The 26,714-nt window shown below is 65.7% G+C and carries 28 protein-coding genes and 1 tRNA gene; 17 read left to right on the forward strand and 12 right to left on the reverse strand.

Annotated elements, in window-relative coordinates; genetic code table 11:
- Positions 1-74 precede the first annotated feature (74 nt).
- From ASE83_RS11305 to nusG, 5 genes are all read left to right on the forward strand, one after another.
- Positions 75-150: transfer RNA gene (locus tag ASE83_RS11305), tRNA-Trp, on the forward strand.
- Between the two features lie 49 nt (positions 151-199).
- Complete coding sequence (locus ASE83_RS11310) at positions 200-778, forward strand: YqaA family protein (protein WP_055790244.1); 579 nt, start codon at positions 200-202, stop codon at positions 776-778.
- Between the two features lie 95 nt (positions 779-873).
- Positions 874-1,533 carry an outer membrane beta-barrel protein gene (locus tag ASE83_RS11315; RefSeq protein ID WP_055789747.1) on the forward strand — a complete coding sequence of 220 codons (660 nt, stop codon included), beginning with the start codon at positions 874-876 and terminating at the stop codon, positions 1,531-1,533.
- 476 nt (positions 1,534-2,009) lie between these two features.
- Positions 2,010-2,207 (forward strand): preprotein translocase subunit SecE, encoded by a 198-nt coding sequence (gene secE / locus ASE83_RS11320; RefSeq protein WP_082443319.1) that lies wholly within the window; start codon positions 2,010-2,012, stop codon positions 2,205-2,207.
- Positions 2,208-2,242: 35 nt separating this feature from the next.
- The gene (gene nusG / locus ASE83_RS11325; RefSeq protein WP_055789753.1) at positions 2,243-2,782 is read left to right on the forward strand and encodes a transcription termination/antitermination protein NusG; all 540 of its coding nucleotides are present in this window, start codon (positions 2,243-2,245) and stop codon (positions 2,780-2,782) included.
- 171 nt (positions 2,783-2,953) lie between these two features.
- Here the strand turns inward: nusG and ASE83_RS18205 are convergent, their stop codons facing one another.
- Both ASE83_RS18205 and ASE83_RS11330 read right to left on the reverse strand, forming a co-directional pair.
- Positions 2,954-4,624, reverse strand: coding sequence for an ATP-dependent nuclease (locus tag ASE83_RS18205; RefSeq protein WP_235515986.1), 1,671 nt, complete (start codon positions 4,622-4,624; stop codon positions 2,954-2,956).
- Positions 4,625-4,722: 98 nt separating this feature from the next.
- Complete coding sequence (locus ASE83_RS11330; protein ID WP_055789756.1) at positions 4,723-5,544, reverse strand: hypothetical protein; 822 nt, start codon at positions 5,542-5,544, stop codon at positions 4,723-4,725.
- Between the two features lie 153 nt (positions 5,545-5,697).
- Between ASE83_RS11330 and rplK the strand changes: the two genes are divergently transcribed.
- Both rplK and rplA read left to right on the forward strand, forming a co-directional pair.
- Positions 5,698-6,135, forward strand: a complete 438-nt coding sequence (rplK, locus tag ASE83_RS11335; protein WP_055759834.1) for a 50S ribosomal protein L11 — start codon at positions 5,698-5,700, stop codon at positions 6,133-6,135.
- A 4-nt stretch (positions 6,136-6,139) separates the two neighbouring features.
- Positions 6,140-6,838 (forward strand): 50S ribosomal protein L1, encoded by a 699-nt coding sequence (rplA, locus tag ASE83_RS11340; protein WP_055789759.1) that lies wholly within the window; start codon positions 6,140-6,142, stop codon positions 6,836-6,838.
- A 235-nt stretch (positions 6,839-7,073) separates the two neighbouring features.
- Here rplA and ASE83_RS11345 read toward each other — a convergent pair whose 3' ends face one another.
- From ASE83_RS11345 to ASE83_RS11355, 3 genes are read right to left on the reverse strand one after another with little or no spacing between them, the layout of a single operon-like run.
- Positions 7,074-7,568 carry a nucleoside deaminase gene (locus ASE83_RS11345; RefSeq protein WP_055789762.1) on the reverse strand — a complete coding sequence of 165 codons (495 nt, stop codon included), beginning with the start codon at positions 7,566-7,568 and terminating at the stop codon, positions 7,074-7,076.
- A 45-nt stretch (positions 7,569-7,613) separates the two neighbouring features.
- Entirely contained in the window at positions 7,614-8,603 is a 990-nt protein-coding gene (locus ASE83_RS11350; RefSeq protein ID WP_055789765.1) for a polysaccharide deacetylase family protein, read from the reverse strand.
- Complete coding sequence (locus ASE83_RS11355; RefSeq protein WP_055789768.1) at positions 8,600-10,687, reverse strand: histidine kinase dimerization/phospho-acceptor domain-containing protein; 2,088 nt, start codon at positions 10,685-10,687, stop codon at positions 8,600-8,602. The genes ASE83_RS11350 and ASE83_RS11355 overlap by 4 nt, the downstream gene beginning before the upstream one ends.
- Positions 10,688-10,865: 178 nt before the next feature.
- On the opposite strand from ASE83_RS11355, the gene ASE83_RS11360 reads away from it, so the two are divergent.
- Positions 10,866-11,336, forward strand: a complete 471-nt coding sequence (locus tag ASE83_RS11360) for an Lrp/AsnC family transcriptional regulator (protein ID WP_055789770.1) — start codon at positions 10,866-10,868, stop codon at positions 11,334-11,336.
- A gap of 507 nt (positions 11,337-11,843) precedes the next feature.
- On the opposite strand, the gene ASE83_RS11365 is transcribed toward ASE83_RS11360, so the two are convergent.
- Entirely contained in the window at positions 11,844-13,148 is a 1,305-nt protein-coding gene (locus ASE83_RS11365) for a tetratricopeptide repeat protein (protein WP_055789773.1), read from the reverse strand.
- Positions 13,149-13,341: 193 nt separating this feature from the next.
- On the opposite strand from ASE83_RS11365, the gene yaaA reads away from it, so the two are divergent.
- Complete coding sequence (yaaA, locus tag ASE83_RS11370; RefSeq protein ID WP_055789775.1) at positions 13,342-14,091, forward strand: peroxide stress protein YaaA; 750 nt, start codon at positions 13,342-13,344, stop codon at positions 14,089-14,091.
- A gap of 185 nt (positions 14,092-14,276) precedes the next feature.
- Here the strand turns inward: yaaA and ASE83_RS11375 are convergent, their stop codons facing one another.
- The 3 genes from ASE83_RS11375 to ASE83_RS11385 form a co-directional block, all read right to left on the reverse strand.
- Positions 14,277-14,465, reverse strand: coding sequence for a hypothetical protein (locus ASE83_RS11375; protein WP_055789779.1), 189 nt, complete (start codon positions 14,463-14,465; stop codon positions 14,277-14,279).
- Entirely contained in the window at positions 14,455-14,661 is a 207-nt protein-coding gene (locus ASE83_RS11380) for a hypothetical protein (protein ID WP_055789782.1), read from the reverse strand. Before ASE83_RS11380 ends, ASE83_RS11375 begins: the two co-directional genes overlap by 11 nt.
- 86 nt (positions 14,662-14,747) lie before the next feature.
- Positions 14,748-16,355: a phosphoenolpyruvate carboxykinase gene (locus tag ASE83_RS11385; protein ID WP_055789785.1), complete on the reverse strand. Its 1,608-nt coding sequence runs from the start codon at positions 16,353-16,355 to the stop codon at positions 14,748-14,750.
- A 361-nt stretch (positions 16,356-16,716) separates the two neighbouring features.
- Between ASE83_RS11385 and ASE83_RS11390 the strand changes: the two genes are divergently transcribed.
- From ASE83_RS11390 to ASE83_RS11420, 7 genes are all read left to right on the forward strand, one after another.
- Positions 16,717-17,427, forward strand: a complete 711-nt coding sequence (locus tag ASE83_RS11390; protein WP_055789788.1) for a response regulator transcription factor — start codon at positions 16,717-16,719, stop codon at positions 17,425-17,427.
- A gap of 166 nt (positions 17,428-17,593) precedes the next feature.
- Entirely contained in the window at positions 17,594-19,165 is a 1,572-nt protein-coding gene (locus ASE83_RS11395; RefSeq protein WP_055789791.1) for a sensor histidine kinase, read from the forward strand.
- A complete protein-coding gene (locus tag ASE83_RS11400) occupies positions 19,162-19,584 on the forward strand; it encodes an HPr kinase/phosphorylase (protein WP_055789795.1) in 423 nt (140 codons plus the stop codon). The genes ASE83_RS11395 and ASE83_RS11400 overlap by 4 nt, the downstream gene beginning before the upstream one ends.
- Positions 19,584-20,474 (forward strand): RNase adapter RapZ, encoded by an 891-nt coding sequence (rapZ, locus tag ASE83_RS11405; RefSeq protein ID WP_055789798.1) that lies wholly within the window; start codon positions 19,584-19,586, stop codon positions 20,472-20,474. Before ASE83_RS11400 ends, rapZ begins: the two co-directional genes overlap by 1 nt.
- Before the next feature lie 23 nt (positions 20,475-20,497).
- Positions 20,498-20,905: a PTS sugar transporter subunit IIA gene (locus ASE83_RS11410; protein WP_055761511.1), complete on the forward strand. Its 408-nt coding sequence runs from the start codon at positions 20,498-20,500 to the stop codon at positions 20,903-20,905.
- Entirely contained in the window at positions 20,902-21,171 is a 270-nt protein-coding gene (locus ASE83_RS11415) for an HPr family phosphocarrier protein (protein WP_055789800.1), read from the forward strand. The genes ASE83_RS11410 and ASE83_RS11415 overlap by 4 nt, the downstream gene beginning before the upstream one ends.
- A 132-nt stretch (positions 21,172-21,303) precedes the next feature.
- Positions 21,304-22,053: a helix-turn-helix domain-containing protein gene (locus ASE83_RS11420; RefSeq protein WP_055789802.1), complete on the forward strand. Its 750-nt coding sequence runs from the start codon at positions 21,304-21,306 to the stop codon at positions 22,051-22,053.
- On the opposite strand, the gene ASE83_RS11425 is transcribed toward ASE83_RS11420, so the two are convergent.
- Positions 22,008-22,424 carry a hypothetical protein gene (locus ASE83_RS11425; RefSeq protein ID WP_055789805.1) on the reverse strand — a complete coding sequence of 139 codons (417 nt, stop codon included), beginning with the start codon at positions 22,422-22,424 and terminating at the stop codon, positions 22,008-22,010. The two genes, ASE83_RS11420 and ASE83_RS11425, sit on opposite strands and share 46 nt — an antisense overlap.
- Before the next feature lie 178 nt (positions 22,425-22,602).
- Positions 22,603-23,826, reverse strand: a complete 1,224-nt coding sequence (locus ASE83_RS11430; RefSeq protein WP_055789808.1) for an SAM-dependent methyltransferase — start codon at positions 23,824-23,826, stop codon at positions 22,603-22,605.
- Positions 23,827-24,075: 249 nt separating this feature from the next.
- On the opposite strand from ASE83_RS11430, the gene ASE83_RS11435 reads away from it, so the two are divergent.
- The gene (locus ASE83_RS11435) at positions 24,076-25,308 is read left to right on the forward strand and encodes a glycosyltransferase family 39 protein (RefSeq protein WP_055789812.1); all 1,233 of its coding nucleotides are present in this window, start codon (positions 24,076-24,078) and stop codon (positions 25,306-25,308) included.
- 216 nt (positions 25,309-25,524) lie between these two features.
- Here the strand turns inward: ASE83_RS11435 and ASE83_RS11440 are convergent, their stop codons facing one another.
- Positions 25,525-26,637, reverse strand: coding sequence for a glycosyltransferase family 2 protein (locus tag ASE83_RS11440; protein ID WP_055789814.1), 1,113 nt, complete (start codon positions 26,635-26,637; stop codon positions 25,525-25,527).
- Between the last annotated feature and the right edge of the window lie 77 nt (positions 26,638-26,714).

A 26,714-nucleotide genomic window follows, 5' to 3' on the forward strand; every position in this document is an offset into this window, starting at 1 on the left:
ACAGGGCTGCGCTTCCCTATCCCGGATTTGGCCTTGCCCTTCCGGTTCGACCGGGATAGAGGCCGCGTCCGCACACGAGTGTAGCTCAGCTGGTAGAGCATCGGTCTCCAAAACCGAGGGCCGGGGGTTCGAATCCCTCCACTCGTGCCAGCGCGCCGCCGCGCCGATCCCCGAAACTATTGGACTGGATTCGCCGACGATGTTCCGCGCGCTGTACGACTGGACGCTCCGCCTCGCCAATCATCGCCATGCGGTGCGCAGCCTGGCGGTCGTGTCGTTCTGCGAAAGCTCGTTCTTTCCGATCCCGCCCGACGTCGTGCTGGTGCCGGTCATTTTGCAGCATCGCAGCCGCGCGTATCAGATCGCGGCGATCTGTACGATCGCGTCGGTGCTGGGCGGTATGGTCGGCTATGCCATCGGATACTTCCTGTGGGACACGGTCGGCGCATGGGTCATCAACCTGTACGGGTTGCAGGACAAGGCGACCGCGTTCCAGGCGTCGTTCGCGAAATATGGCGCGGCGATCATCCTGCTGAAAGGGCTGACGCCGATCCCGTTCAAGCTGGTGACGATCGCGTCGGGCCTCGCCAAGTTCAATTTCGGGCTGTTCGTTCTGACCGCGGCGATCACCCGCGCCTTTCGCTTCTTCCTGATCGCCTTCCTGCTCAAGAAATACGGACAGCCGGTGCAGGACTTCATCGAAAAGCGGCTGACGCTGATCGGCCTGTTGTTGGTCGTGGCGCTGGTCGGCGGGTTCGCCGCGATCAGCCTGTTGTAACCGTTTCGGATACGATTGCCGGAATCGTAACTTTCCCGAAACGACATGACCGCCATCTCCCCGCCAGCGCGACGATCGCGCAGAGGGGGGAAGACATGAAGCAGATGATGGTCGCCGCGTCGGCGGCAATGCTGGCCGCGACGCCGGCGCTGGCACAACAGGCTCCGGCGGAAAAGCCGTTCGATCCCTATGGCGATGGTGGCGAGGAAGTCACCTATCGCGATCCGATGACCGGGTTCCGGGTCGAGGTGCTGGGCGGGTACGACCGGCTGGAGGTCAACTATATCGACGGCGACACCAAATATTATGATGGTGCCGACGGCATCCGCTATGGCGGCGAGATCGGGTATGACGTCGCGATCGGCGGCACGGTGCTGCTGGGGGCCTATGCCGGCTATGCCGGGGCGTCGACGAAGCGGTGCGACGATGTCGGGCTGTTTACCGAATTGTGCCAGCGGGCCAAGGGCGAGTTGTCGGGCGGCGTCCGGCTGGGGCTGCGGGTCGCCGAGCGGGCGCAGTTGTACGGCAAGGTCGGCTATGCGTCGATGCCGCTGGAATTCGCGTTCAGCACCGACAAGACCACCGAGACCTATGCGGGGATGCAGTTCGGGCTGGGCGGGGAAGTCGGGTTGGGCAGCCGCGCGTTCGTGAAGGCCGAACTGGTCGCGACGAACTTCCGCACGAAGGACAAGATATATGAGGGGCTGAACTTCGACCGGCGCCATGCGGTGGCGGGGTTCGGCTATCGGTTCTGAGCGGGGAGGCGCGGCAGACGCTGCACGTTGCCCCGGACCGGATCGAGGTCGGATCGACCTTCGGCTACGCCCGGTATTCGTTCTAATCGACGCCCCAAGCCTCTCCGCCACCCCCGACTTGTTCCGGGGTCCACGGCGCGACAATCGGTGCGGTGTGCGCCTCTATCGAGCGCGATCGCGGCTCGGCGGACCCCGGAACACGTCCGGGGTGACGATTGGGGCGGCGGCGGTGCTCCAGGGGCGAGGAACGGTTGTAAGCGAACGGGCTGTGGGACGGCGGGCGGCGGAACGGTGGTGGGCGAACCACTTGGCGGGCGGTGCGAACGGCCCCTGCCCCGCCCGCTTGCTTCCGGCGCGCGAGATCGCTAGATACCATGCCCAATCCGACAGCGTGGATGGGTCGCGCCGGTTCTGACAGGGACCGGACGGGGCCTTGTGTCCGGCAGTCGGTCGAACCGATAATGAAGGTCATGCTCGTGGCGAAAGTTACCCCCGTCGAATTCATGCGGCAGGTCCGGGCCGAAACCGCCAAGGTGACGTGGCCGACGCGCAAGGAAACGGTGATGACCGCGGTGATGGTCGTCATCATGACCACGTTGCTGGCGGTATTCTTCCTCGGCGTGGATTCGGCGTTCGACGCGATCGTCAAGGGCTTGCTGAAGCTCGCGCAGTAACCGCCGTCGCACCCCCCATAGCTTTAAGGACACCCATGTCGCGCTGGTACATCATTCACGCCTATTCCGGGTTCGAGGGCAAGGTCCGCGATTCGATCCTCACCGAAGCGACGCGCCTCGGCCTCGACCATGCGGTCGAGGCGATCGAAGTCCCCACCGAGAATGTGACCGAAGTCCGTCGCGGCAAGAAGGTGCAGTCCGAGCGCAAGTTCATGCCCGGTTACGTGCTGGCGAAGCTGGACCTGAGCGACCAGGTCTATCACCTCGTCAAGAACACGCCGAAGGTCACGGGCTTCCTGGGATCGTCGGGCAAGCCGCAGGCGATCAGCGAGGCGGAAGCCACGCGGATGCTGAACAGCAAGGAAGAGGCCGCCGCCTCGCCCACCAAGCAGAAGATCAAGGTCGATTTCGAGATCGGCGATTCGGTCAAGGTGCTGGACGGCCCGTTCGCGAGCTTCAACGGCGTGGTCGAGGAACTGGACTTCGACAAGTCGAAGGTGAAGGTTTCGGTGTCGATCTTCGGGCGGGCAACGCCGGTGGAACTGGATTTCGAGCAGGTGGAACGAAGCAAGTAAGGCAAAGCCGAAACTTGCTGTCCGCACACGAATAGCGAACGCTATTCGTGAGACGGCGGACACTGGCCGGCGGGTACAACCCGACCGACGTTAGCGGCGTAGGGCGAAGGCCCTGCGCCGTTTTTTGTTCATGTTGAGAGGGTTCCCGGCGATTATAGCAACGGAGCATAGCTAGTTAGGTATTCCTTGACGGCAGGAGTCCAGAAGCCATGATGCTATGTCGTTCATGAATTTCCATACATCATTATCCTCAGGCTTAACATAATTTAGCGCATCGGGATCCTCTCCCATGGCCTCAAACATGGGAATTAGCCATGTCGGTCCATGCCCTCCATTATGAACAGACGGCAACCATTTTTCCAATTCTCCTCGACGCACTACAAAGGCACCGTACTTTTCAATTTGATCAAAATAATTATCAGCAGCTATCTTGTCACTTCCTGACAAAACCTCAGTTCCCCCATTTATCTTCCAATTACTATCCGACGAACTCAATGCACCCAAAACAGATAATCGTAGCATATTTAAGCTGGCTTGCTGCAGTTCCGGTATCTCCGCAGCATCGAAAAATCTCGTTGCAACGCCCCCACCCTCTTTGATTACATCTAGATCGTAAATGGCCGCAGCAGGTATTCCCAATGATCGAAGCGGCTTGATGATAAGCGGTATCGTTTGTTTGTTCTGAGCATTGATGAATATACAGTTTGGGATACCAGCACCAATAGCTTGTAGTCGCTCGTTGATTTCCTGATAAAATGCTCGGTCAGCATCCCCCTCAGTGACCACCACACTTTCATAGAACAACGCGGAAATAACACCTGTCGACCTTAAAAGCGGATTTCTCATCAATTTCTTGATTTCTTCGGAAGGCAAAAGGCGTGCAGTTGCGACTCCTTCCCTATAGGTCAGCCTAATAACATTCATTTGCACGCCCGATTGTATGCATCCCATCAGAAATTGCGCACTATGCGTAGATACAAACATCTGCTTATTGCTTGACGCTAAAGATCTAGATATTTCGCGCCCCATATTGAATGCTAGCGCCGGATGCAAAAATGCCTCCGGTTCATCCATTAGTAATATTTCTGGATTGCCTGCCAATATCTCAGAAAGAACTCCAGTGAACGCCTTTGCCCCGTCGCTTGCCTCTTCGACTAGCTGTGCGTTAGAGTGGAATTTGAGGGACGCATTACCCAACCCACGCTCAAGATCAGCACTCTCCGGCTCTGTCGGAGAGAGTCGCAGCCGCAATGTGCCAAGCTTTGTTGGATCAATAACAGCATACCCACCCAAACTCTTATATACGAGCTGGCGATACTTCTTACGAAGATTGTCATCTTTAAAAAGATGTTGAAATGTCGAAACCGCTGGCTGTTGAAGGTCCCCACCCGCTTGAGGATCAGCAAGTGAAATTCTATTCTTCCCGTCTAGAGTTTTTGTTCTAACGCCAGAATACGCTGCTGCAAAATAGTGCCTGTGAGTGAAGTCGTTTGGATTTCGGAGAGCATTTTCAAGCATAATTTTGCTTACCTGAGAAACCGAACCTCTCTGATTAACGAACATGTGCCCGGAATATAGACTTTGACCAGCGGGTGCCCTGACCTCGAGTGAATCCAGCAGAATTTGTACTGCATGGTAATCAAATTCTTTAAATTTTATACTTTTTATAATAACATCAGATGGTACCATAGTACCATTCATACATTGATGAGCTATTTCGCTTATCATCTTGCTCTTGCCGGAATTGTTAGGACCTATAACAACGGTAAGGGACTTAGGCTCAAAGCGGAGCGGCTGCTCACCCAAACTTGATCCGAAATTTAGTTCTATATCTTCAATCATGCACCACCTCAGAACCAAAATAAGTACGGCAACATTTTGAAGATTAAGCAAAATAATACCGGTTGCAAACAGATGCAGTTGGGGATTTCGCTGAAATCTCACCCCTTCCGCAACGCAATCTCCAACGCCACCTCCCAGCCCCCCGGCTCCCATTGGCTGCGTCGCCCACCCCGCCGCCACTCCAGCTGCGCATATTCCACCATCCGCATCTCCTCCTCGGCCAGCAGCAGCCCGGCGCGATAGTCCTTCGCCTTGCGTGCGATAAAATCCGCGTTGCTCTCGCCGCGCTTCGGGGCGAGGTCGGGTTCGGCCAGCCCTTTCGCGCGCTTGTCGTTCCACGCGATCATCTGCATCGCCTGCGCGACGGTCATCGGCGGGATCGGCGGGGGATCGTTGTGGCGCCAATGGTCGTGGGTGCTGCTTTCGGGCAGGCTGCTTTCGAGCAGCGCCAGTTCCAGTCGTTCCGACCCCAACGCCAGTGCCACGCGCATCTCGCGGGCGAAGCCGGAATTGTGGCGGGCGCGGGCGTAGAAGCTCGAATGCGCGAAGCCGGCGGCGGCTGCGGAGAGGCGGACATTGGCGGTGGCGCTCAAGGCGGCGAGGAAGCGTTGTTCGGCGTCGCGGTCGATGGTGCGGGCTTTCGAGACGCGCAGTTGCAGGCGGCCTTTCGACCGGACGACGCGCGCCGGGCCTTGGGTGCGCTCCGGATCGGACAGGCGGGCGGCGGCGAGGGTCAGCGCCGCCTCCCACCTTTGGGCGAAGTCTGGGTCGGCGTTGCGGCGCTTGGTGAGCATCGAGCGGTTGAGGCCGGTCGCGCGGGCGGCGTCTCTTGCATTGCCGCTGCGTTCGAGTTCGGTCAGGAACGCGGCGTTTTGCAGCGCCTGCTTGCGGGAATAGGGGCGTGGCTTGGGTCCGGGCATGGGACTACCGGATCAGGCGGAATCCAACATTGCAAGGGGGCGGCGTTTGCGCTAAGCGCGCCGCTTCCCAAACGACAGTTTTGGAAACCATGGCGGGAGGCCGGTCCGGCAGGACCGCGCCGCACGAACCGCTAAACTTGAAAGAGAGTGAACATGGCCAAGAAGATTACCGGCTATATCAAGCTGCAGGTGCCGGCGGGCGAAGCCAAGCCGTCGCCGCCGATCGGCCCGGCGCTGGGTCAGCGCGGCGTGAACATCATGGAATTCTGCAAGGCGTTCAACGCGCAGACCTCCAGCGGTGACATTTCGAAGGGCACCCCGCTGCCCACGATCATCACCGTCTATGCCGACCGCTCGTTCAGCTTCGAGACGAAGACGCCGCCGGCGACCTATCTCATCAAGCAGGCGATCAACCTGAAGTCGGGTTCGAAGGAACCGGGCAAGGTGAAGGCCGGCAGCATCAAGCGGTCGCAGCTGAGCGAGATCGCCACGATGAAGATGAAGGATCTGAACGCCAACGACATCGACGCGGCGACGAAGATCATCGAAGGTTCGGCCCGCGCGATGGGCCTCGAAGTGGTGGAGGGTTAAGATAGTGGCCAAGCTGACCAAGAAGGCGAAGACCCTCGCCACCGCGATCGATCGCGAAAAGCTGTACGGTGTCGATGAAGCCATCGCGCTTGCCCGCACCCATGCGACCGCCAAGTTCGACGAGACGATCGAAGTCGCGCTGAACCTGGGCGTCGATCCGCGTCACGCCGACCAGATGGTCCGCGGCGTGGTGACCCTGCCCAAGGGCACCGGCAAGACCGTGCGCGTCGGCGTGTTCGCGCGCGGCGCGAAGGCCGAGGAAGCCACCGCGGCGGGTGCCGATGTGGTGGGTGCCGAGGACCTGATGGACGCGATCCAGGGCGGCAAGATCGACTTCGATCGCTGCATCGCGACCCCGGACATGATGGGTCTGGTCGGTCGTCTCGGCAAGATCCTGGGTCCCAAGGGCCTGATGCCGAACCCGAAGCTGGGCACGGTCACCATGAACGTCGCGGCTGCGGTCGAGGCGGCCAAGGGCGGCCAGGTGGAATACCGCGTCGAAAAGGCCGGCATCATCCATTCGGGCATCGGCAAGGCGTCGTTCTCGGCCGCTGATCTCCGCGAAAACTTCGACGCACTGGTCGATGCGGTGGTGAAGGCCAAGCCGTCGGGCGCCAAGGGCAAGTATGTCCGCAAGGTTGCGGTCAGCTCGTCGATGGGCCCGGGGATCAAGGTCGACACGGCCGAGGTCGCAGGCGCGTAAGCGCCGACGCCGTGCCGCAGGGCACGGCCCGAGGCCGGCCGGCGGGGGCGCAAGCTCCCGACCGACGACGCGGGATTTACTCCCGCGTCGGCCGACAAGAAAACAGGGGTCGGAGGCTTTGCGCTTCCGGCCCCTTTTTCTTGGGTCACGGCTGGAGCCGGCAGCACCCGACACAATGGATCCCGGCCTTCGCCGGGATGACGGTGGTGGTAGGAGTAACCTGCGCCACTCCCCTTCAGATATTCCCCTGTTCCTCCTCCGGAACATCGTCGTCGGGACCGTAATAGAGCGCCGCGCATTCGTCGCGCAGGCAGCCGCCCTCGATCACGATGTCGTCGCGGTACGCATCGGCGATGAAGGTCAGCGTGTCGATGTGGCGGTCCTCGAAATACATGGCGTGGACGTCGGCGCGGCCGGCGCCATAGACGACGCGGGCGACCTTCGACCAGATCGTGGCCATGGTGCACATGCCGCAGGGCTGGAGCGTGGAGTAGAGCGTCGCGCCGCGCAACTCCATGTCGCCTTCGCTCTCGCAGGCGCGGCGGATCGCCATCATCTCGGCATGGGCGGTGGCGTCGGGCAACACGTCCGTCTGGTTGGGTTCGGCGGAGAGGACGCGATCGCCGCGGACGATGATCGATCCGAGCGGCGAGCAGGAGGGGTCGTCGCCCTTGGTCCGGGCGATGGCGATCGCCTGTCGCATCCAGTGTTCGTCTTGGCGGCTCAGCATCGGCAATTCCCTTCGCGGGACCGAACGCACCGTGCGCGCGAAGGATCAGTCGGCGGCGGCGAGGATGTCGTCGCTCGATGCCGGCGCTACGTCCAGCCGCGCGAGCAACGCCAGCACCGCGCCCCACCAGCGCCAGAAGGCGGCGAGGTCGGCGGCGTCGCGGACATAGGGGGTGTGGCCGGGGACGAGGCTGGGCGAGTGATAGGCGAAGTTGAGGACGCGCGTCCCCTCCCCCACCGCCACCCGGATCGCCTCCAGCACATCCGCCAGCGGCATATCCTCGGGCGTGAGCGCGACGCGGTGGAGCAGGCCGGTCCGGGCCAGGATGCCGCGCCCGCGTGGAATACGGCCGGCGGCGCGGTAGAGCGCCCCGCCGCCCCGCCGCAGCCGCCCGGTAAAGACCGTGGTCAGCGGCAATTCGACGATGCCGCCATCGGGGCCGGTGCGGAAGGCATGGTTGGCGATGGCGCGATAGTCCGGCCCGCCCTGCGCGCCATAGTCGTAGCGGGCGCGCATCGAGCTATCGAGCCGGTAGCCGCGTTCCGCCAACAGCTTGAGCGTATTGGGACCAAGGCCATAGCGGCCGGCGCGATAGACGGTCGGGCGGGTGCCGGCGAGCTTGGTCAGCGCGTCGGTCAGCCGATCGAGCTTCGCCGCCTCCAGCACGCGGGGCAGGTTGCCGGCAAAGCTGCTATGCGCCGACAAGGTTTCGTCGAAGGGCGGGTTCACCCATGGGTGGAGCTGCGCGCCGATGGTCGCGTCGCCCTGCGCCAGCACGGCACGCAGCGCGTCGACGGCGGCGGGATCGGTCGCGACCGGATAATCGACCAGATAGCAGCTGCGCACCCCCATGCCGGCCATCCGGGCATGGGCGCCGGGCAAGGCGGCGGTGGTCGCCACGCCCCAGCCATCGTGGCGGAAGGGCGCGCGCCAGTCGAATTCCTCCTCGGTATCGACGAACACCGTGAAGCGCGTCCCGAAGCCGTCGCGCCAGACCACCGGCCGGCCATCGGCGGGCCGAAACGGGGGAGTCACCGCTGTTGCGCCTGCCCGACCTCCGCCGCGTCCGCCGCCGGCAGGCGCAGCGTCAGCGTGGCGGTGCCGAAGACGAGCGTACCGCCCAGTTCGCTGGCAAGGTTGCGGGCGAGGCGCAGGGCAAAGCCGGTGCCGAGCAGCGACTGGTCGCCTTCGTCATCGTCGACGTCGAACACGCTGTCGCCGGGCCATGCGTCCAGCGCCTGCGGCCGGTCGAGCACGATCGCGATATGCCCGTCTCCCTCCAGCCCCATGCGGACGTAGATCGATTCCTCCGGTTCGCCCGCAGACACCAGGGTCGCGAGCAGCCGAGCGAGCAGTCGTTCGACCGCGCGGCGATCGCCCGACACCGACAGGTCGGTCGGCTCGATTTCCAGCAACGTGCCGCGCAAGTCGCACAGCGAGGCGAGGTCGGCGGCGATGACGTCGAGCACCGGGCGCAACGCCACGCTGTCGGCGCGCAGGTCGAGCGCGTCGCCATCGATCCGCGCGGCGAGGTCGAGGTCGTCGATCACCGCGACCAAATCGCGCGAATGGTTGAGGATCGCCCCGGCGCGGTCGCGATAGACCGGGGGCACGGGGCCGAGCAGTTGCGCCTCGATCATCTCGGCAAAGCCGGCGATCGCCCCGGCGGGGGTGCGCAGTTCGTGGACGAGCTGGCGCAGTTGCGCGACGCCGGCGTCGCGGTTGACGACCGGTTCGGCGCGTTCGTCGCGGCGCGGGCGGCGTGCGGTGCCGCGATAGCCGGTGAAACGGCCGGTCGCATGGTCGAAGGCGGGGACGCCCGACACGGTCCATTCGCCCGCCGCATCGCTGTCGCCGCCGATCACCAGCCGCGCGTCGCGGAACGGGCTGCGCTGGCGCAGCGCGCCTGCCGCCACGCCGTCGAAGCGCGCGGTGCCGGGCGCGGCGCCGAAATCAAGCGACAGGCCGATTAGCGGCGCGCGGCTCACCCCCTCCACCCAGCGGATCAGGCCGGCGGCGTCGGTTTCGAAGCGGAAGCTGTCATGCGTGCCCGTTATGGGCGGCGGCGGCGGGGCGACGTCGCTCGTCCGTTCGAACGCCTCGATCCGGGCCATGACATCGACGATGCGGAAGGGGCCGGCCGGGTCGGTGGCGGGGGCGAACAGATCGGCCTGATCGGCGGGGGCGCGTGGTTCGGGTGGCAAATCTGCGGCATCCGCCACAGGCGTCACCCCAGCGGAGGCTGGGGTCTCTGTGGGGCGAGTGTCGTCCGATTGCGGCGGGAGATACCAGCCTTCGCCGGGGTGACGCTTGGGGGCAGGCGTGACGTGGTCAGCGTCCGCCATCGGCGACGGCATGTCCGGCGGCGGGTTTTGCGCCTCCACCACGGACGTCACCCCAGCGGAGGCTGGGGTCTCTGCGAGGCTGGCGTCGTCCGACTGCGGCGGGAGATCCCAGCCTTCGCTGGGATGACGGTTGGGGGCGAGCGACGATGCGGCGGGCGGGACTTCTTCAGCGTCCGCCATCGGAGTCGACAGGTTTGGCGCCGGATCTTGCGCCTCTACAACAGCCGCAACCCCAGCGGAGGCTGAGGTTTCTGTGGGGCGGGCGTCGTCCGGTTGCGGCGATAGACCCCGGCCTTCGCCGGGGTTACGGATGGCGGCAGGTGCGGCTGCATCGCCCGCGGCACTATCGTCGCCCAGCACCAGATCGGTGCCGCCGAAGCTGTCGAGCGCGCGCTGCACGGCGGGGTCGAGGTCGCGACGGTTGCGGACCACGCCGCGCGCCGCCGAGCCGAGGCGGGGCAGCAGCGCCAGCCAGTCGTCGACCGACAGCATGGCGCCGCGCAGCACCGGCACCGCCGCTTCGATGACATCGGTCGCCAGCAGGTCGACCAGCGCGGCGGGCGGACGGGCAAATTCAAGGTCGCGGGCGCTGGCGACGCGGACGGTACGCGGCACGCCGTCGCGCAATTCCCGCAACAGCGCGAGTGCGCGCGAATCGGCGGCGGCACGACCGCGCCCGATCAGGTCGACCAGCTGCCGCCATGCGGAGGCGCGCGCGCCCTCACTCGTCAGGTCGGCGGCCAAAACCGTTTCGAGGGTATCGTCGAAGCGCACCGGATTCCCGTCACTCGCACCCTCGCGAAGCCGGGATGCCCACGACCCTTAACCCCGACACCGTTAATACGGAACTGCCCATTTTCGGTACGTCGCAATGTGGGACAATTGCGCTTCCGCGTAATTTTATAATGCTGTAGGCAGGGCGATCATTCGAACCCAATCACGGAACTCACGCATGGCTTTCGATCGTATCGACCGGCAAATCCTTGCCCTGTTGCAGGAGGACGGACGGATGACGAACGTCGAACTGGCCGAACGCGTCGGGCTGACCGCGCCGCCCTGCCTGCGCCGCGTGCGCGCGCTGGAAGAGGCCGGTGCGATCCGCGGCTATCACGCCGCGCTCGATCCGCGACTGCTGGGCTTTACGATCACGGTGTTCGCGCTGGTCAGCCTGAAGAGCCAGGCGGGCAGCGACCTGGCCGCGTTCGAAGCGCATATCGCGACGATTCCCGAAGTTCGCGAATGCCACATGCTGAACGGAGAAATCGACTTCATCCTGAAGATCGTGGCCGCCGATCTGGAGACGTTCCAGTCGATGCTGACGACGCAGCTCATCACCGCGCCCAATGTGGCGAGCGTGAAGACGTCGCCGACGGTGCGCACGTCGAAGGCATTGCCGGGGATTCCGGTTGCGGCGGGGGAGTGAGGGGACTCCTTCACCCCCGATTTCCCTTCCGTTTGCTGCGAGCGGAGGTTGGAGCCTGTCGAGAACCGTAGTCGAGAAGGGCTTGCCCCAAACGGGGCGTTCTCGACAGACGCTTCTCGACAGGCTCGAAGCTGCTCGAACCGAACGGGGATGAGGGGATGCGGTTGAGTATTGAGGAGGCAAGTGCATCCAGAACGCACTTGCCTTCTGCAAAACCGTTCGTGCTGCGTAGGGCTGAGCTTTTCTAAGACCCGTATCGAAGCACTTGTGCGGTCCTTCGATACGCCCCTTCGACAAGCTCAGTGGCTACTCAGGACGAACGGAAATTCAATTCTCGGCACCCCGGACTTGATCCGGGGTCCCGCTTTCTCGCTACCGTCGGCAAGAAGAAGAAGCGGGACCCCGGATCAAGTCCGGGGTGACGTATTTTTCGCGGCGAGCACCCCACAAACGAAAACGGCCCGGACCATCGCTGGTCCGGGCCACTTCCTTGTTCGGCTCACCCGATCAGTTGTTGCCGGCGACCGGGGTCGAGGCGACGATGCGGGGGTTGTCGACGTAGAAGGTCCAGAAGCTCGCGATTTCGGCGCGCGGGCCGGTGGTCGCGACCTTGGCCAATGCCGCCTTGGCTTCGGCGGCCTGGCCGGCGCGGGCATGGGCGATGCCGATGCGCGTATTCGCTTCGTCGGCGTCGATCCCGCCCTTTTGCAGCGCGAGATTGTACAGCTCGATCGCCTTGGCGTTGTTGCCGGTCGCCAGATAGACGTTGCCCGCCGCCAGCGCCGCGCGGCCGTTCGGGCCGGACTTGGCGCGGGTTTCCAGCGCGGCGGCCGAACCGTCGGCCTTGATCTGCGTCTGGGCGGTGGTGCGCACGGTGTTGAAGATCGCGGCCGATGCCGGAATCTTGCCCGATGCGCGCCCTTCGTCGATCACCGCGACGGTTTCATAGGGCAGGCCGATGTCCTGCGTGGTCTGCACATAATCGCGATAGTCGTTCTGGTCGGCCAGCGACTTGGTATCGCGCATCAGGCGCAGGATGTCGACGCGCGCCTGGTTGCCCAGCGTCGCGCCCTTGTTGTCGGCGCGGTCGCGGAACAGTGCCAGCACGGTGCGCCAGTTCGCCTGCGTCGGATATTCGGCCAGCTTGCGGCGCGCCCACTGGCCCGCCTCGACCGGGCGGTTCGACCGGTAGAGCTGCGAAATGGCGAGGTCGTACCAGCCCGGCGGCACCGGCTGCCCGGCGGCCTTGCGTGCGGCCATCACCTTTTCGAGGCTGGCGAGGCCCTGATCGACCTGCCCCTTCTGGATCGCGATGCTGGCGAGGCGCAGTTCGAGGTCGGGTTCGTTATAGCCGGCCTGCTTGGCGCGTTCGAAATTCTGCACCGCGACGTCGGTCTGCTTGGTGTCGAGCGCGAGAACGCCGCGGTTGTAATAGAGGCTGCCGCGCTCTTCGGGCTTCAGCTTCGGGCTGGCGAGCAGTTCGTCGATCGCGGCGGCAAGGCCGGGACGATCGTTCTTCGCCTGCGCGTTCGACACCTTCAACTGGGCGAGGAAATAGGCCTCGTCCTGGTTGCCGGCGGTCATCGCCGCCTGCATCGCGGCGATCTGCTGATCGGCGACGGCGTAGTTCTTGGCCTTGATCGCCGCGTCGGCGGCAAGCGCGGCGGTGCGGAACGCTTCACCGACCTGGATCTGCGGTGCGGCCGGCGCTTCGTCCTTCTTCTTGCGCTGGGCATCGGCCGGCGAAGCGACGGCCAGGGTCGCACCCATGCCGAGCAGGGCAGCCAGGGCAGCCTTGGAAACGAACGTCATGCCGTGATTTCTCCCGAAAACTGATGCTGGACTTATACGCCCGGCAGGCGCGGCCCATCTAGGTCGAACCATGCGTCCGCACAAGCACACGCACGTAACGATGCGTTGCCGGACTTGCGCTGAACGCGCGTTGAACGCATCGGCTCCCTTCCCCCCTTTGACGTGTCCGGCCCGGGCCGATAGGCGGCACGCGATGATCGCGATCCTGTCCCCCGCCAAGACGCTCGATTATACGAGCACGCTGCCCGAACTGACGTGGAGCGCGCCGCGTTTTCCGGAGGAAAGCGGGCAGATCGCGCGCGGGGCGGCGCGGCTGGGGGCGAAGAAGCTCGCCGACCTGATGCGGATTTCGCCGAAGCTCGCCGCGTTGAACGCCGGGCGCTATCGCGACTTCGACGGGGCGGAGGAGCGGCCGGCGCTGCTGGCGTTCGCGGGCGACGTCTATACCGGGTTCGATGCCAGGTCGCTGGAGATGTCGCAGTTCGATTTCGCGCAGGATCATGTGCGCATCCTGTCGGGACTGTACGGGCTGTTGCGGCCGCTGGACGCGATCCGGCCCTACCGGCTGGAGATGGGGACGCGCTGGGCGCCGGGACGGGCGAAGGACCTGTATGCCTTTTGGGGGGACCGGATCGCAGAGTTGCTCGCGGAGGATGTGCGGGGGAGCGGGTCCGACGTGGTGCTGAACCTCGCCAGCCAGGAATATTGGCATTCGGTGGCGGGCAAGCTGCCGCCTGACGTCCGGGTGATCGAGGTCGATTTCCGCGAGAACGGGCCGGACGGGCCGCGCTTCGTCAGCTTTCATGCGAAGCGCGCGCGGGGGATGATGGCGCGGTGGATGTGCGAACATCGCGTGACCGATGTCGCGGCGATGCGGGGGTTCGACAGCGACGGCTACGCGTTTGCGGGGGCCGAGGGGGATCGGTGGACGTTCGTTCGATAGAAGATTGGTTCATGCGAAGGCGCGGAGACGCGGAGGGGTTGCGCTCCTGGCCAGCGGTCCGCGAACGGGAGACCGCTTCGTCTCTTGCAGCGAACGATAAGGCCGCTTGCGCGGCAGCAGGGTGGTTACGGGCAAAATCTCCGCGTCTCCGCGCCTTCGCGTGAACCAATCTTCTGCCCTTGCCATCACGAAAACAGCGCGATTAGCGCGGCAATAACCGACGATCCCGCCAGTGGCCCGACGAACATCACCAGCAGGAACAGTCCGATGCTGCCGAGCATCACCCGCTCCTGCGGGCGAGTCAGACGGGCGGGCGGGCGCGGCGGTTCGTAGCCATCGGGCGGTGGCGGCCAGGCGTTCGAGTCATGGAACATCGCGCTTCTCCCGGTCCGGGGCGGGCAGCCGCGCGGCGGCGACGATCGCCGCGCTGGACAACAGGATCGACGATACCAGCGCGCCGATCGACAGCAAGCCCGCCGGGGTGACCGACACCCCTGCCCGCAAGTGCAGCTTGCGTCCCGCGCGGAGGGTCAGACGGGCCGATTGCGGTTCGCGGAAAGTGCGGGGCATGGCCCGACAACGCAGGGGATGGCGTTGCTATCCCCTGGCAGGAATGGCGCCCCCGCTTGCGTGGCGGGGGCGCTCCCTCTCCTACCTCAGGCCGGTTCGGCGACGCGCGGCGCGGCGTCGCGGACGCCGGCATCGACCGCATCGGCGAACTGCGCGAAATTGGCGTTGAACAGATCGACCAGCTTGGCGGCGGTGCGGTCATAGGCCGCGCCGTCGGCCCAGGTGCCGCGCGGATCGAGGATCGCGGCGTCGACGCCCGGCACCGATACCGGCACTTCGAACCCGAAATACGGATCGGTGCGGAATTCGGCATCGTTGAGCGAGCCGTCGAGCGCGGCGTTGAGCAGCGCGCGCGTCGCCTTGATCGGCATCCGGCGCCCTTCGCCATATTGCCCGCCGGTCCAGCCGGTATTGACCAGCCAGCACGCGACATTGCCCTTGGCGATGCGGTCCTTCAGCAGATTGCCATAGACCGACGGGTGGCGCGGCATGAACGGTGCGCCGAAGCAGGTCGAGAAGACCGGTTCGGGTTCGGTCACGCCGATCTCCGTGCCCGCGACCTTCGACGTATAGCCCGACAGGAAGTGGTACATCGCCTGATCGGGCGTCAGCTTCGCGATCGGCGGCAGGATGCCGAAGGCGTCGGCGGTCAGCATCACGACGTTGCTGGGCACCGGTCCCATATTGTCGGCCGACGCATTGGGAATGAAGTCGATCGGATAGGCCGCGCGCGAATTTTCGGCGAGCGCCGGATCGTCGAGGTCGAGCACCCGCGTATCCGGGTCCATCACGACATTTTCGAGCACCGTGCCGAAGCGCTTAGTCGTCGCGAAGATTTCCGGTTCGGCCTCGGCCGACAGGCGGATCATCTTGGCATAGCAGCCGCCTTCGAAATTGAAGACCGCGGTGTCCGACCAGCCATGTTCGTCGTCGCCGATCAGCGTGCGGCTGGCATCGGCGCTGAGCGTCGTCTTGCCGGTGCCCGACAGGCCGAAGAACACCGCCGTATCGCCCTTCGGGCCGATATTGGCCGAACAGTGCATCGGCATCGTGCCGGTTTCGGGCAGCAGGAAGTTCAGCAGGCCGAACACCGACTTCTTCATTTCCCCGGCATATTGCGTGCCGCCGATCAGGATCAGCTTTTCGGTCAGGCTGACGGCGATCACCGTCTCGCTGCGACAGCCATGGCGCGCCGGGTCGGCGCGGAAGTTCGGCAGGTCGATGATGGTGAAGTCGGGGACGAACCCGGCAAGGTCGCCCTCCTCCGGCCGGACCAGCATCGTGCGGATGAACAGGTTGTGCCACGCCAGCGTGTTGACGACCCGCACCTTCACCCGGTGTTCGGGCTGCGATCCGCCGAACAGGTCCTGCACGAACAGGTTCGGCTCGTTGACGAGTTCGGCCATGAAATCGGCCTTCAGCACGGCGAAATGGTCCGGCGTCATCGCGCGGTTGGTCTTGCCCCACCACACCGTATCTTCGGTCACGGCATCGCGGACCATGAACTTGTCCTGCGGGCTGCGGCCGGTGTGGCGGCCGGTGGTGACGACCAACGGGCCGTCCTTGGCCAGCCGCCCCTCGCCGCGCGCGACCGCCTGTTCGACCAGCTGCGGCGTGCGCAGGTTCCAGTGCACCTGCGCGCCGGTTTCGATGCCCATTGCCGACAGGTCGTGTTCGGGCGTGACGATCGCCATGCTGTGTTCTCCCTCGGATCTCGACTCGCGAACGGTAGTCCCGCCCCGCGATTTCCCGTTGCTGTAAGCGCACCGGGGCAGCCCGTCAAACACGTTAAACAACATTATGGCCGTGATGTTTTGCGATTGCGACCAATGGGTTAGCGGACGAATTATATGATATATAGCGGAGGAGGGGGAGTGCTCGTTACCCGCCACGTCACCCGCGCTTGACCCGGGGTGACGGTCGGGCGGATGTCCCGAGCCGGAACGACGGTCACGCAGTGGCGATGTGCTAATGTCGCTTACCCCCGGCACAGGGCATTGAGCGGGACGCCCCTTTCCCGTAACCGTCGAACGTGATGCACACGGATTTCCGCCCATGACCGCGACGATCGCGCTGGTCGATGACGACCGCAACATCCTGACGTCGGTATCGATCGCGCTGCAGACCGAGGGCTTCGTCACGCGGGTCTATTCGGACGGCGAGGTCGCGCTGAAGGCCTTTGCCGAGAATCCGCCCGATCTGGCGGTGCTCGACATCAAGATGCCGCGGATGGACGGCCTCGAACTGCTGCGGCGGTTGCGGGAGAAGAGCCGGCTGCCGGTAATCTTCCTGACCAGCAAGGACGACGAGCTGGACGAGGCGCTGGGCCTGGCGATGGGCGCGGACGATTATATCGCCAAGCCGTTTTCGCAGCGGCTGCTGATCGCGCGCATCCGCGCCATCCTGCGCCGCGCCGAACCGGCGCTGGCCGGAGAGCCGGGCAGCCCCGAAACCGCGGCCCAGGCGGTACTGGAGCGCGGACGGCTGGCGATGGACCCGGCGCGGCACAAGGTGACGTGGAACGGCGAGAACGTGACGCTGACGGTGACCGAGTTCCTGATCCTCGAAACGCTCGCCAGCCGCCCCGGCATCGTCAAGACGCGCAACCAGTTGATGGACGCCGCCTATCAGGACGACATCTATGTCGACGACCGCACGATCGACAGCCACATCAAGCGGTTGCGCCGCAAGTTCCGGCAGGTCGACAAGGCATTCGACGCGATCGAGACGCTGTATGGCGCGGGGTACCGGTTCGCGGACGAATAGGTCTATGATCCCACAATCCAACCGTTCGTGCTGAGTAGGGGCTGAGCTTGTCGAAGACCCGTATCGAAGCATTCGCTGCAACGGTCCTTCGATACGCCCTTTCGACAGGCTCAATGGCTACTCAGGACGAACGGCTTGTTCGCCTTTTCCGCGCGGGGAACAGCTAATGCCCCCCGCTGACATCCCCGAGGACCTGCCTCCCGACGAAGGCGCGCTGTCGCTGCGCTGGTCGGGGCGCGTATCGCTCACCCCGCGCATCCTGTTCGTGAACATCTTCGCGCTGGCGCTGCTGGCGGGCGGGTTCTTCTATCTCGACAGCTATCGCGCGCGGATCGTCGATGGCCGCGTGGCGCAGGCGGAGCGCGAGGTGCGGCTGATCGCCGAGGCGCTGTCGCTGTTACCGCCCGACGACCGCACCGACGAAATGGTTAATTTCGCGCGCAAGTCCGGCCTGCGGCTGCGTATCTACGACCGGCGCGGGCGGCTGGCCGCCGACAGCCGGGCGCTGGGCGTGCGCAATTTCCAGCTGGTCGATCCGGACAAGGATGGTTGGCAACAGGATGCCGCCCGCGCGCTGGACGCCGGGATCGACACCGTGGTCGGCAATGAACGCGATCCGCTGTACCGCGAACGCGCGCCGGGCCGGGGCCTGCGCTGGCCCGATGTGGTGACGGTGCGCACGACCGGAGCGACCGCCGCGACCGTGTGGCGCGCGCCCGACCGGACGCCGGTGGTCACCGCCGCCGCGCCGCTGCCCGAAGACCGGGTGCTGATGGCGACGGTCAACGCCCGCGACATCACGTCGACGGTGCGCTCCGAGCGGTTTCGCCTGAGCCTGGTCCTCGGCGTCGCGGTGCTGTTGTCGGTGCTGCTGTCGCTGTTCCTCGCCCGCACCATCGTCCGGCCGATGCGGATGCTGGCGCGCGCCGCGATCCGGGTGCGGCTGGGCCGCGCGCGCGAGGTGGTGGTGCCGCGCCTGCCCAGCCGACGGGACGAGATCGGGATGCTCGCCCGCGCGCTGTCCGACATGACCAGCGCGCTGCGCAGCCGGATCGACGCGACCGAGGCGTTCGCCGCCGATGTGACGCACGAGTTGAAGAACCCCCTCGCCTCGCTGCGCTCCGCCGTCGACGGGCTGGGCGCGGTGAAGGACCCGGACCTGCGCGCGCAATTGCTGGCGATCGTGCAGGACGATGTGCACCGGCTCGACCGGCTGATTACCGATATTTCCGACGCGTCGCGGCTGGATGCGCAGCTGGCGCGGGCGAAGTTCGAGGGTGTCGACCTGGGCGCGCTGATCGGGGCACTGGTCGCCTATCGCACCGAACGCGGGGTCGGGCGCGGCGTGACGCTGTCGTTCGAGCATGACGAACCGCTGGTGGCGCATGGCGAGGGCGCGCGGCTGGAGCGGGTGTTCGCCAACCTGATCGACAATGCCGTCTCCTTCTCGCCGCCCGGCGGTACGGTGCGGATCACCGGCATCAACGATGGCGACCTGATCGAGATCGAGGTGGTCGACGACGGTCCCGGCGTGCCCCCCGAACAGCGCGAGGCGGTGTTCCGCCGGTTCCATTCGGTGCGACCGGGCGACGAGGCTTTCGGACGACATTCCGGCCTTGGCCTTGCCATCGCGCGGACCATCGTCGAAGGCCATGGCGGTATGATCGCCGCCGAATCACGCAGGGACCACCGCGAGGGTGCGCGCTTCGTCGTGCAGTTGCCGGTGGCCGGGGCATGAGCGCTGCGCCGCTGCCCCCGGTCCACGCCTCGTGCGTCGCGATCGACGGGCGGGGCGTGCTGATCGCCGGGCCGTCGGGGTCGGGCAAGTCCGACCTGGCGCTGCGGCTGATCGCGACGGGCGCGGTACTGGTCAGCGACGACTATACGGCGCTGACCGCGCGGAACGGCGTGCTGTATGCGACGCCGCCCGACACCATCGCCGGGCGGATCGAGGTGCGCGGGATCGGCATCGTCGAACGGCCATTCGTCCGCGACGTTCCGGTCGCCCTCTGGGTCGAGGCCGGCACGCCCGAACGACTGCCCGAGGGCATGACCCATGTCATCGGCGGTATCGCCCTGCCGGCCTATACGCTGGCATTGCTCGAAGCGTCGGCGCCGGCCCGACTCCACCTCATGCTCGACGGGATCGCACGATAATGCAGCACGCCCATATCCTGCTCGTCACCGGCATGTCCGGCGCGGGGAAATCGACGGTCCTGAAGACGCTGGAGGACAGCGGCTGGGACATCGTCGACAATCTGCCGCTGCGCCTGCTCGGCCAGTTGATCGCCGCGACCCCCGCCGACGCCGACCGGCCGCTTGCCGTCGGGATCGGCACCCGCACGCGCGGGTTCGACGCCGAACAGATCGTGGCGGCAATCCGCGCCCGGCCCGAATTCGGGGTCAGCGTGCTGTTCCTCGACAGCAGCCAGGCCGAGCTGGAACGCCGGTATAACGAGACGCGGCGGCGTCACCCGCTGGCGCTGGACCGCACCGCCGCCGACGGGATCGAGAGCGAGCGCGAGGTGCTGGAACCGTTGCGCGTCTTCGCCAACCGGCTGCTCGACACGACCAATTTCAGCCGCAACGACCTGGCGCAATGGACGCGCGAGACCTTTGCCGAACCGGACAGCAGCGCGCCCGTGCTGTCGGTTCTGTCGTTCGGCTTTTCGCGCGGGGTGCCGCGCAACGCCGACATCGTGCTGGACATGCGGTTCCTGCGCAATCCGCACTGGGACCCGGTGCTGCGGCCGGGCACGGGCCTGGACCCCGATGTCGCCGCCTATGTGCAGGCCGACCCGGCGTACGACGCCGCGATCGCGTCGTTCGAAACGATGCTGCTGACGCTCCTCCCCCGCTACCGCGCGGAAGGCAAATCCTATGTCACCATCGCGTTCGGCTGTACCGGCGGGCGGCACCGCTCGGTCCATGTCGCGGAGCGGATGGGCGCATGGTTGCGTGCACAAGGATTTTCGCCCACGATACACCATCGCGACCTGGGCACCGCGCCGCAGGATTCGCTGGAAGGCGTGACGCAGGCGCCATGACGGATGTAGGAACGACGACGAACATGATCGGCCTGGTTTTGGTGACGCACGGACGTCTTGCCGAGGAGTTCGTCGTGGCGATGGAGCATGTCGTGGGTCCGCAGGAGCGGATCGGCACGGTCTGTATCGGCCCCGAAGACGATATGGAGGAACGCCGCGCCGACATCGCGAAGGCGATCGCCGATGTCGATGCGGGACAGGGCGTGATCGTGCTGACCGACCTGTTCGGCGGCACGCCCAGCAACCTCGCCATCTCGCTGATGGAAACCGGGCGGATCGAGGTGATTGCCGGCATCAACCTGCCGATGCTGATCCGGCTGGGCGGCGCGCGGAAAGCGATGAAGGTCGCCGAAGCCGTCGCCGCCGCGCGCGAGGCGGGGCGCAAGTACATCTCGGTCGCCAGCGAAGTGCTGGGCGAGGCCGCGGCGTGAGCGTCACCCGCACCGTCCAGATCACCAACCGCCGCGGCCTGCACGCCCGCGCCAGCGCCAAGTTCGTGACAATGGCCGCCGCGCAGCCGATCGAGGTCAGCGTGGAAAAGGACGGATCGCGCGTCACCGGCACGTCGATCATGGGCCTGATGATGCTGGGCGCCGCCAAGGGCGACCATATCACGATCAGCGCGTCGGGCGACGGTGCCGAGGCCGTGGTAGGGCAGCTGGCGCAACTGGTCGAGGATCGTTTCGGCGAGGATTGAGGGGGACCGTTCAGTCCCCTTTTCCTCACCCCGGACTTGATCCGGGGTGACGGTGTATTTCGCGACTGCCGTCGGCACCTCACAAATTTTTAGGGGTGGCCCCTGCCCCGCCCCGGCCATAGGCCGCACCCCATGACCATGCCGAGCAAAGCGGCCTTCGACGCCCTGACCGAAAAGGAAAAGCAGACGCTGCGCCTGATCGTGCGCGGGCATGATGCGAAGTCGGTCGCGGTCACGCTGGGGCTGTCGGTCCATACCATCAACGAACGGCTGCGCGATGCGCGGCGCAAGCTGGCGGTGTCGAGCAGCCGCGAGGCGGCGCGGCTGTTGCTGGATGCCGAGACCCCCGAAAATCTGGGGGACAGAAGAACCGGGGACGACGGGCGCGTCGCCGCGAACGATGGGGAGCAGGCGCCGGTGACCGGCGCGGGAACGGCGCGTCGCCGCTTTCCCATCCTGATCGGAGTGATGCTCATGACCTTCGCCCTCGGCCTGGCCGCCCTGACCCTGATGCCCGGCACGACACAGGCCCCGCCGCCGTCGATCGCCGCGCCGGCTATTCCCGCCGACGCCGCCGCGCACCAGTTCCTCGAACTGATCGATGCCGGGCGCTGGCGCGAGAGCTATGGCCGGTTCGGCGCGGCGTTCCGCAAGCTGAACAGCGAACAGGTGTGGAGCGAGGTATCGCAGCGCGTGCGCCCGCCGCTGGGCGCGGTCGTATCGCGGTCGCTGCTGGGGCAGGAAACCATTCCCGTGCCCCCCGTCGGCGTCGAGATGCTGAAGTTCCGCACCCGCTTCGCGACCGGTGGCGAGAAGGTCGAAACGGTGACGCTGAATCAGGAAGGGGGCGACTGGAAGGTCGTCGGGGTGACGATCGAGTAATCGGGCGGTGCCGGGGTCCAGCACGATGGCCAGTCGTGGAAGCCCGCTGCTGCGACGACCCGGTTCCCCGCCAACGCGAAGAACACGAAGCGCGGCGGATCGGGCCAACCGAACCAGTCGTGATCGCGCACGATGCAGCGAAGCCCGTTGATCTCCGCAAGGCCGATCGTGTCGTCGCCGAACCGCCCGAGCAGCGGATCGGCGACGATCGCGACTTCTTCGTCAGCGGTCGGCTTGCGCCATGTCATCGCCATCTGCCGGTAGCGACGCACGCGCCCGATCCAGAGCAGGTCGTCGAGGAGACTTTGGCCGAACCCGTCGGTTTGGACCGGCTTGGACGATTGCCGGAAAAGCCAGCCGAACCTGCGCATGGCGTATTTTCGCGCTTCGCGGGTCGCTCGGCAAGGGCTGTGATGCTTGAGGGTCCGATCACCCGCCTAACCGTCACCCCGGACTTGATCCGGGGTCCCGCTTTCTATCCTCCGTCGAAGAAGAAGCGGGACCCCGGGTCAAGCCCGGGGTGACGGTAGAGGGTCGGCTGTCCGACTGTTACCCCCGCAACCGCCGTTCTTCCTCCACCATGTAATCGCGGGTCAGCGGCAGGGCGAGGCGGCTGCGGGCGAGCTGGACCTGATAATTGACCATGCCGCCATGGCGGAACGCCGCCGCCGCGCCGGCGAGGTAGAAGGTCCACATGCGGTAGAATCCCTCGTCGTACAGCGCGACGATCTGATCTTTCGCCGCCACCGTTCGGTCGTACCAGTGATCGATGGTCAACGCGTAATGGACGCGCAGCACCTCGATATCGGTCGCGATCAGCTTGGTCCCTTCATAGCCGCGCACGATCTCCGACAGCGCCGGGTTGTAGCCGCCGGGGAAGATATATTTCGTCGTGAAGGTGTCGGTGACGCCCGGCACCCCCATGCGGCCGATGGTGTGCAGCAGCATGACGCCGTCGTCGGTCAGCAGTTCGCGACATTTGCGGAAGAACGCGCCGTAGTGCGGCGGACCGACATGTTCGAACATGCCGACCGAAACGATCCGGTCGAACTGGCCGGTCACCGCGCGATAATCGATCAGCTCGAACGTGACCTTGTCGGCGACGCCGGCCTCCGCGGCGCGGCGGCGGGCGACCTTGATCTGCTCTTCGGACAGGGTGACGCCCAGCACTTCGGCGCCGGTCTTTTCGTGCAGATACAGCGCCATCCCGCCCCAGCCGCAGCCGATGTCGAGCACGCGCATCCCCGGCTTCAGCGCCAGCTTGGCGGCGATATGCGCCTTCTTGTCCGCCTGTGCCCGTTCGAGGCTGTTGGCGGGATCGGTGAAATAGGCGCAGCTATATTGCAGGTCATTATCGAGGAAGAGCGCGTAGAGCCGGTCGGACAGGTCGTAATGATGCGCCACGTTGCGCTTCGACCGGCGGGCCATGTTGACCCGGTCGATCCGGTGGCGGACCGCGTCGAACAGCCGGATCGGCAGCGATGGCTTGAGCGAGCTGCCCCGGCCCCACGGGGTGTTGGAGGTCAGCAATTCGATCAGGTCGCGAATGTCGCCGCGATCGATCACGAGGTCGCCGTCCATATACGCCTCCGCCGCGCCCAGCGCCGGATGGCGGACGATGCGGCCGGCGACGCCCGGCTTTACGAAGCGGATCGCGACGTCGGGAAAGGCGGGATCGGCGCTGCCGAAGGTAACGGTGCGGCCATCGGCATGGGTCAGCAAGAGCGTACCGCGGCGCACGGTACGGGCGAGAAACGTGTCGATCAGTGCCATGCACGATCCAATACGGGCGGATTGTGGCAAGTGATTGGCGGGACGCATATCGAGGCCCGATCCACCGACACGGAAACGTCGCCCCAGCGGAGGCTGGGGCCTCAAGCGGCTCCTGCCGTGCGCTACCACCGGAAGATCCCAGCCTTCGCTGGGATGACGTCCAGTTCGGTGTGGTTGGAGCAAGCTCCCCATCCTCCCCGCACCGGGGAGGATAGGCACGCCCCGAAGCATCCGCTACACACCCGCGCCATGCTCTCCCGCCTGCGCGATCGCCCGTGGACCACCGCCTTGCTGATCGCCGCCATGGCGCAGTTGCTGTTCAGCTGGGGCCTGGGGCGACCGGGCAAGCTGTCGTTCGACGAAGTGCATTACGTACCCGCCGCACGCACGCTGCTGGCGCTGGCCTATCCCGCCAATACCGAACATCCGCTGGTGGCGAAGGCGTTCATCGCCGCCGGCATCGCGCTGTTCGGCGACAATCCCTGGGGCTGGCGGATCATGGGGACGCTGGCCGGGACCGCGACCGTGCTGGGGGTGTTCGCGTGCCTGCACCTGCTGTTCCGGCGGACCCATGTGTCGGCGTTCGGCGCGGTGCTGGCGATGCTGAACCAGACGCTGCTGGTCGAGGCGCGCACCGCCATGCTGGAAGTGTATCTGGGCGCGTTCACCACGCTCGCCATCGCGGCGCTGCTCTGGTCGATGCGCGGGCGGCCGGCGCGGCGACTGGCGCTGTCGGCGGTGTTGTTCGGGCTGGCGGTGGGGGTGAAGTGGGCGGCGGTGCCCTATGTCGCGGGCGCCGGGCTGCTGCTGATCTGGGGCAAGAGTGATGGGCGGGATTACTGGCCGGGGCTGCCGCTGTTCCCCGCGCTCGCGCTGTTCGGCACGGTCAGCATCGGCACCTATTTCGCGACCTTCGCCCCCGCCTTCTTCTATGCGCAGGACCCGCTGACGCTGGCGCGGCTGATCCCGTTCCAGCTGGAGATGTATCAGCGGCAGACGCAGATCCTCGCCCCTCATCCCTATCAGTCGAGCTGGTGGAGCTGGCCGCTGCTGATCCGGCCGATCTGGTATTTCTACGAACCCGACAGCGGCGTGCAGCGCGGCGTGCTGCTGCTGGGCAATCCGGCGATCATGTGGGGCGGGCTGGTCGCCGTCGTCGCGTGTTTGTGGGCGGGGTTGCGGCGGCGCGCTCCGGCGTTCTGGGGCGTCGGGCTGCTGTGGGTCGGGTCGCTCGCGGTGTGGGCGGTGATCCCGAAATCGCTCGGCTTCTATTATTATTACCATCTGTCGAGCATCTGGCTGTGCCTCGCGCTGGCGGCGGCGTTCCATGGGCTTGCCAAGGGGCGGTTCGCCCGGGCGGACGAATGGTTCGCGGTGCCGGTGCTGATGCTGTTCGTTTATTTCCATCCGATCATCTCCGCCGCGCCGCTGTCGGGGCCGCAGGCGTTCAACCGGTGGATGTGGTTCGATAGCTGGCGGTAACGCAGGAAGAAGTTGGGTTCACGCGAAGGCGCGGAGGCGCGGAGAAGAGTAGGATTTTCGCGCAGAGGCGCAGAGGACGCAGAGGGGTTGCGGCTGCCGCGACAGGCTCTTAACCTCTATGGGTAGGAAGGTTACGTCTCCCGATCGCAACTTCTCCGCGCCCTCTGCGCCTCTGCGCGAACAAACTCCTTCTTCTCTCCGCGCCTCCGCGTGAAACTAAGCCGCCCGCTTCCGCCCGTACCGCCCCCATGTGAACCGCGACGACAGCGCGAAATTCCACACCGCGCCGACCGCGATCCCCGCCAGTGCCGGAAGCGCCCACGCCCCGCCGCGCACGTCATAGAGGAACGCCGCGACGCCGACATTGGCGACCGCGCCGACCGAACACACCGCACAGAACGATACCCAGCCGTTCGCCAGCGCCCGTGCCCCCCGCAGTCGCCGGTCGCGATAGGTCAGCAGGTTGTTCAGGAAGAAATTGAACGTCATCGCCATGACGGTCGCGACGATCGTCGCCGCGATGAAGCCCGCGCCCAGTTCCAGACACAGCGCCAGCGCCGCCAGATGGACGATCGCCCCCGCCGCACCGATCGCGGAGAACATGACGAAGCGGACCGGCACCACCCGCCCGAACATCCGGTCGTACAGCGCGATCAGATATTCGAGCGCCACGACATGGTCGAGCTTGCTCTCCCCCACCGCGCGGGTGCGGAAGACGTAAGGCAGTTCGACGAACGCCAGCGGCTGCGGCGCGGCGGTCAGGATGTCGAGCAGGATCTTGAACCCGATCCCCGACAGGCGCGGCACGATCCCGCGCATTACCGCGCCCCGGATCATGAAGAAGCCGCTCATCGGGTCGGACAGGTCCGCCTTCAGCACGCGACGCGACAGGCGGGTGGCGAGCGCCGATTTGGCGACGCGGTCGGCATCCCATGCCCCCGTCCCGCCGCCCGCGACGAAGCGCGACCCGATGACGAGGTCGATCGCCGGATCGGCGGTCAGTGCTGCCGCCATGCGCGGCAACAGCGCCTCGTCATGCTGCAGGTCGCCGTCGATCACCGCGACCAGCGGCGCGGCGGTGGCGCACATCCCCTCGATACAGGCGGTCGACAGGCCGCGCCGGCCGATCCGCTGGAGAACGCGGATGCGCGGGTCGTGGCGGGCGATGTCCCGCACGACATCGGCGGTGCCGTCGGGGCTGTCGTCGTCGACGAAGATCGCTTCCCACGCGATGCCCTGCAACGCGGCGTCGAGCGCGGCGACGAGCAGCGGCACGTTGCCGCGTTCGTTGAAGACGGGGACGACGATGGCGAGGTCGATTGGGGTCATATCCGCGCTACCGTACCCCCGCGCAGGCGGGGGTCCAGAGTTCCAAACGCTACCGTCACCGCATCTGGCTCTGTATC

It is taken from the genome of Sphingomonas sp. Leaf32 (assembly GCF_001421765.1).
In the GTDB taxonomy this organism is placed as follows: domain Bacteria; phylum Pseudomonadota; class Alphaproteobacteria; order Sphingomonadales; family Sphingomonadaceae; genus Sphingomonas.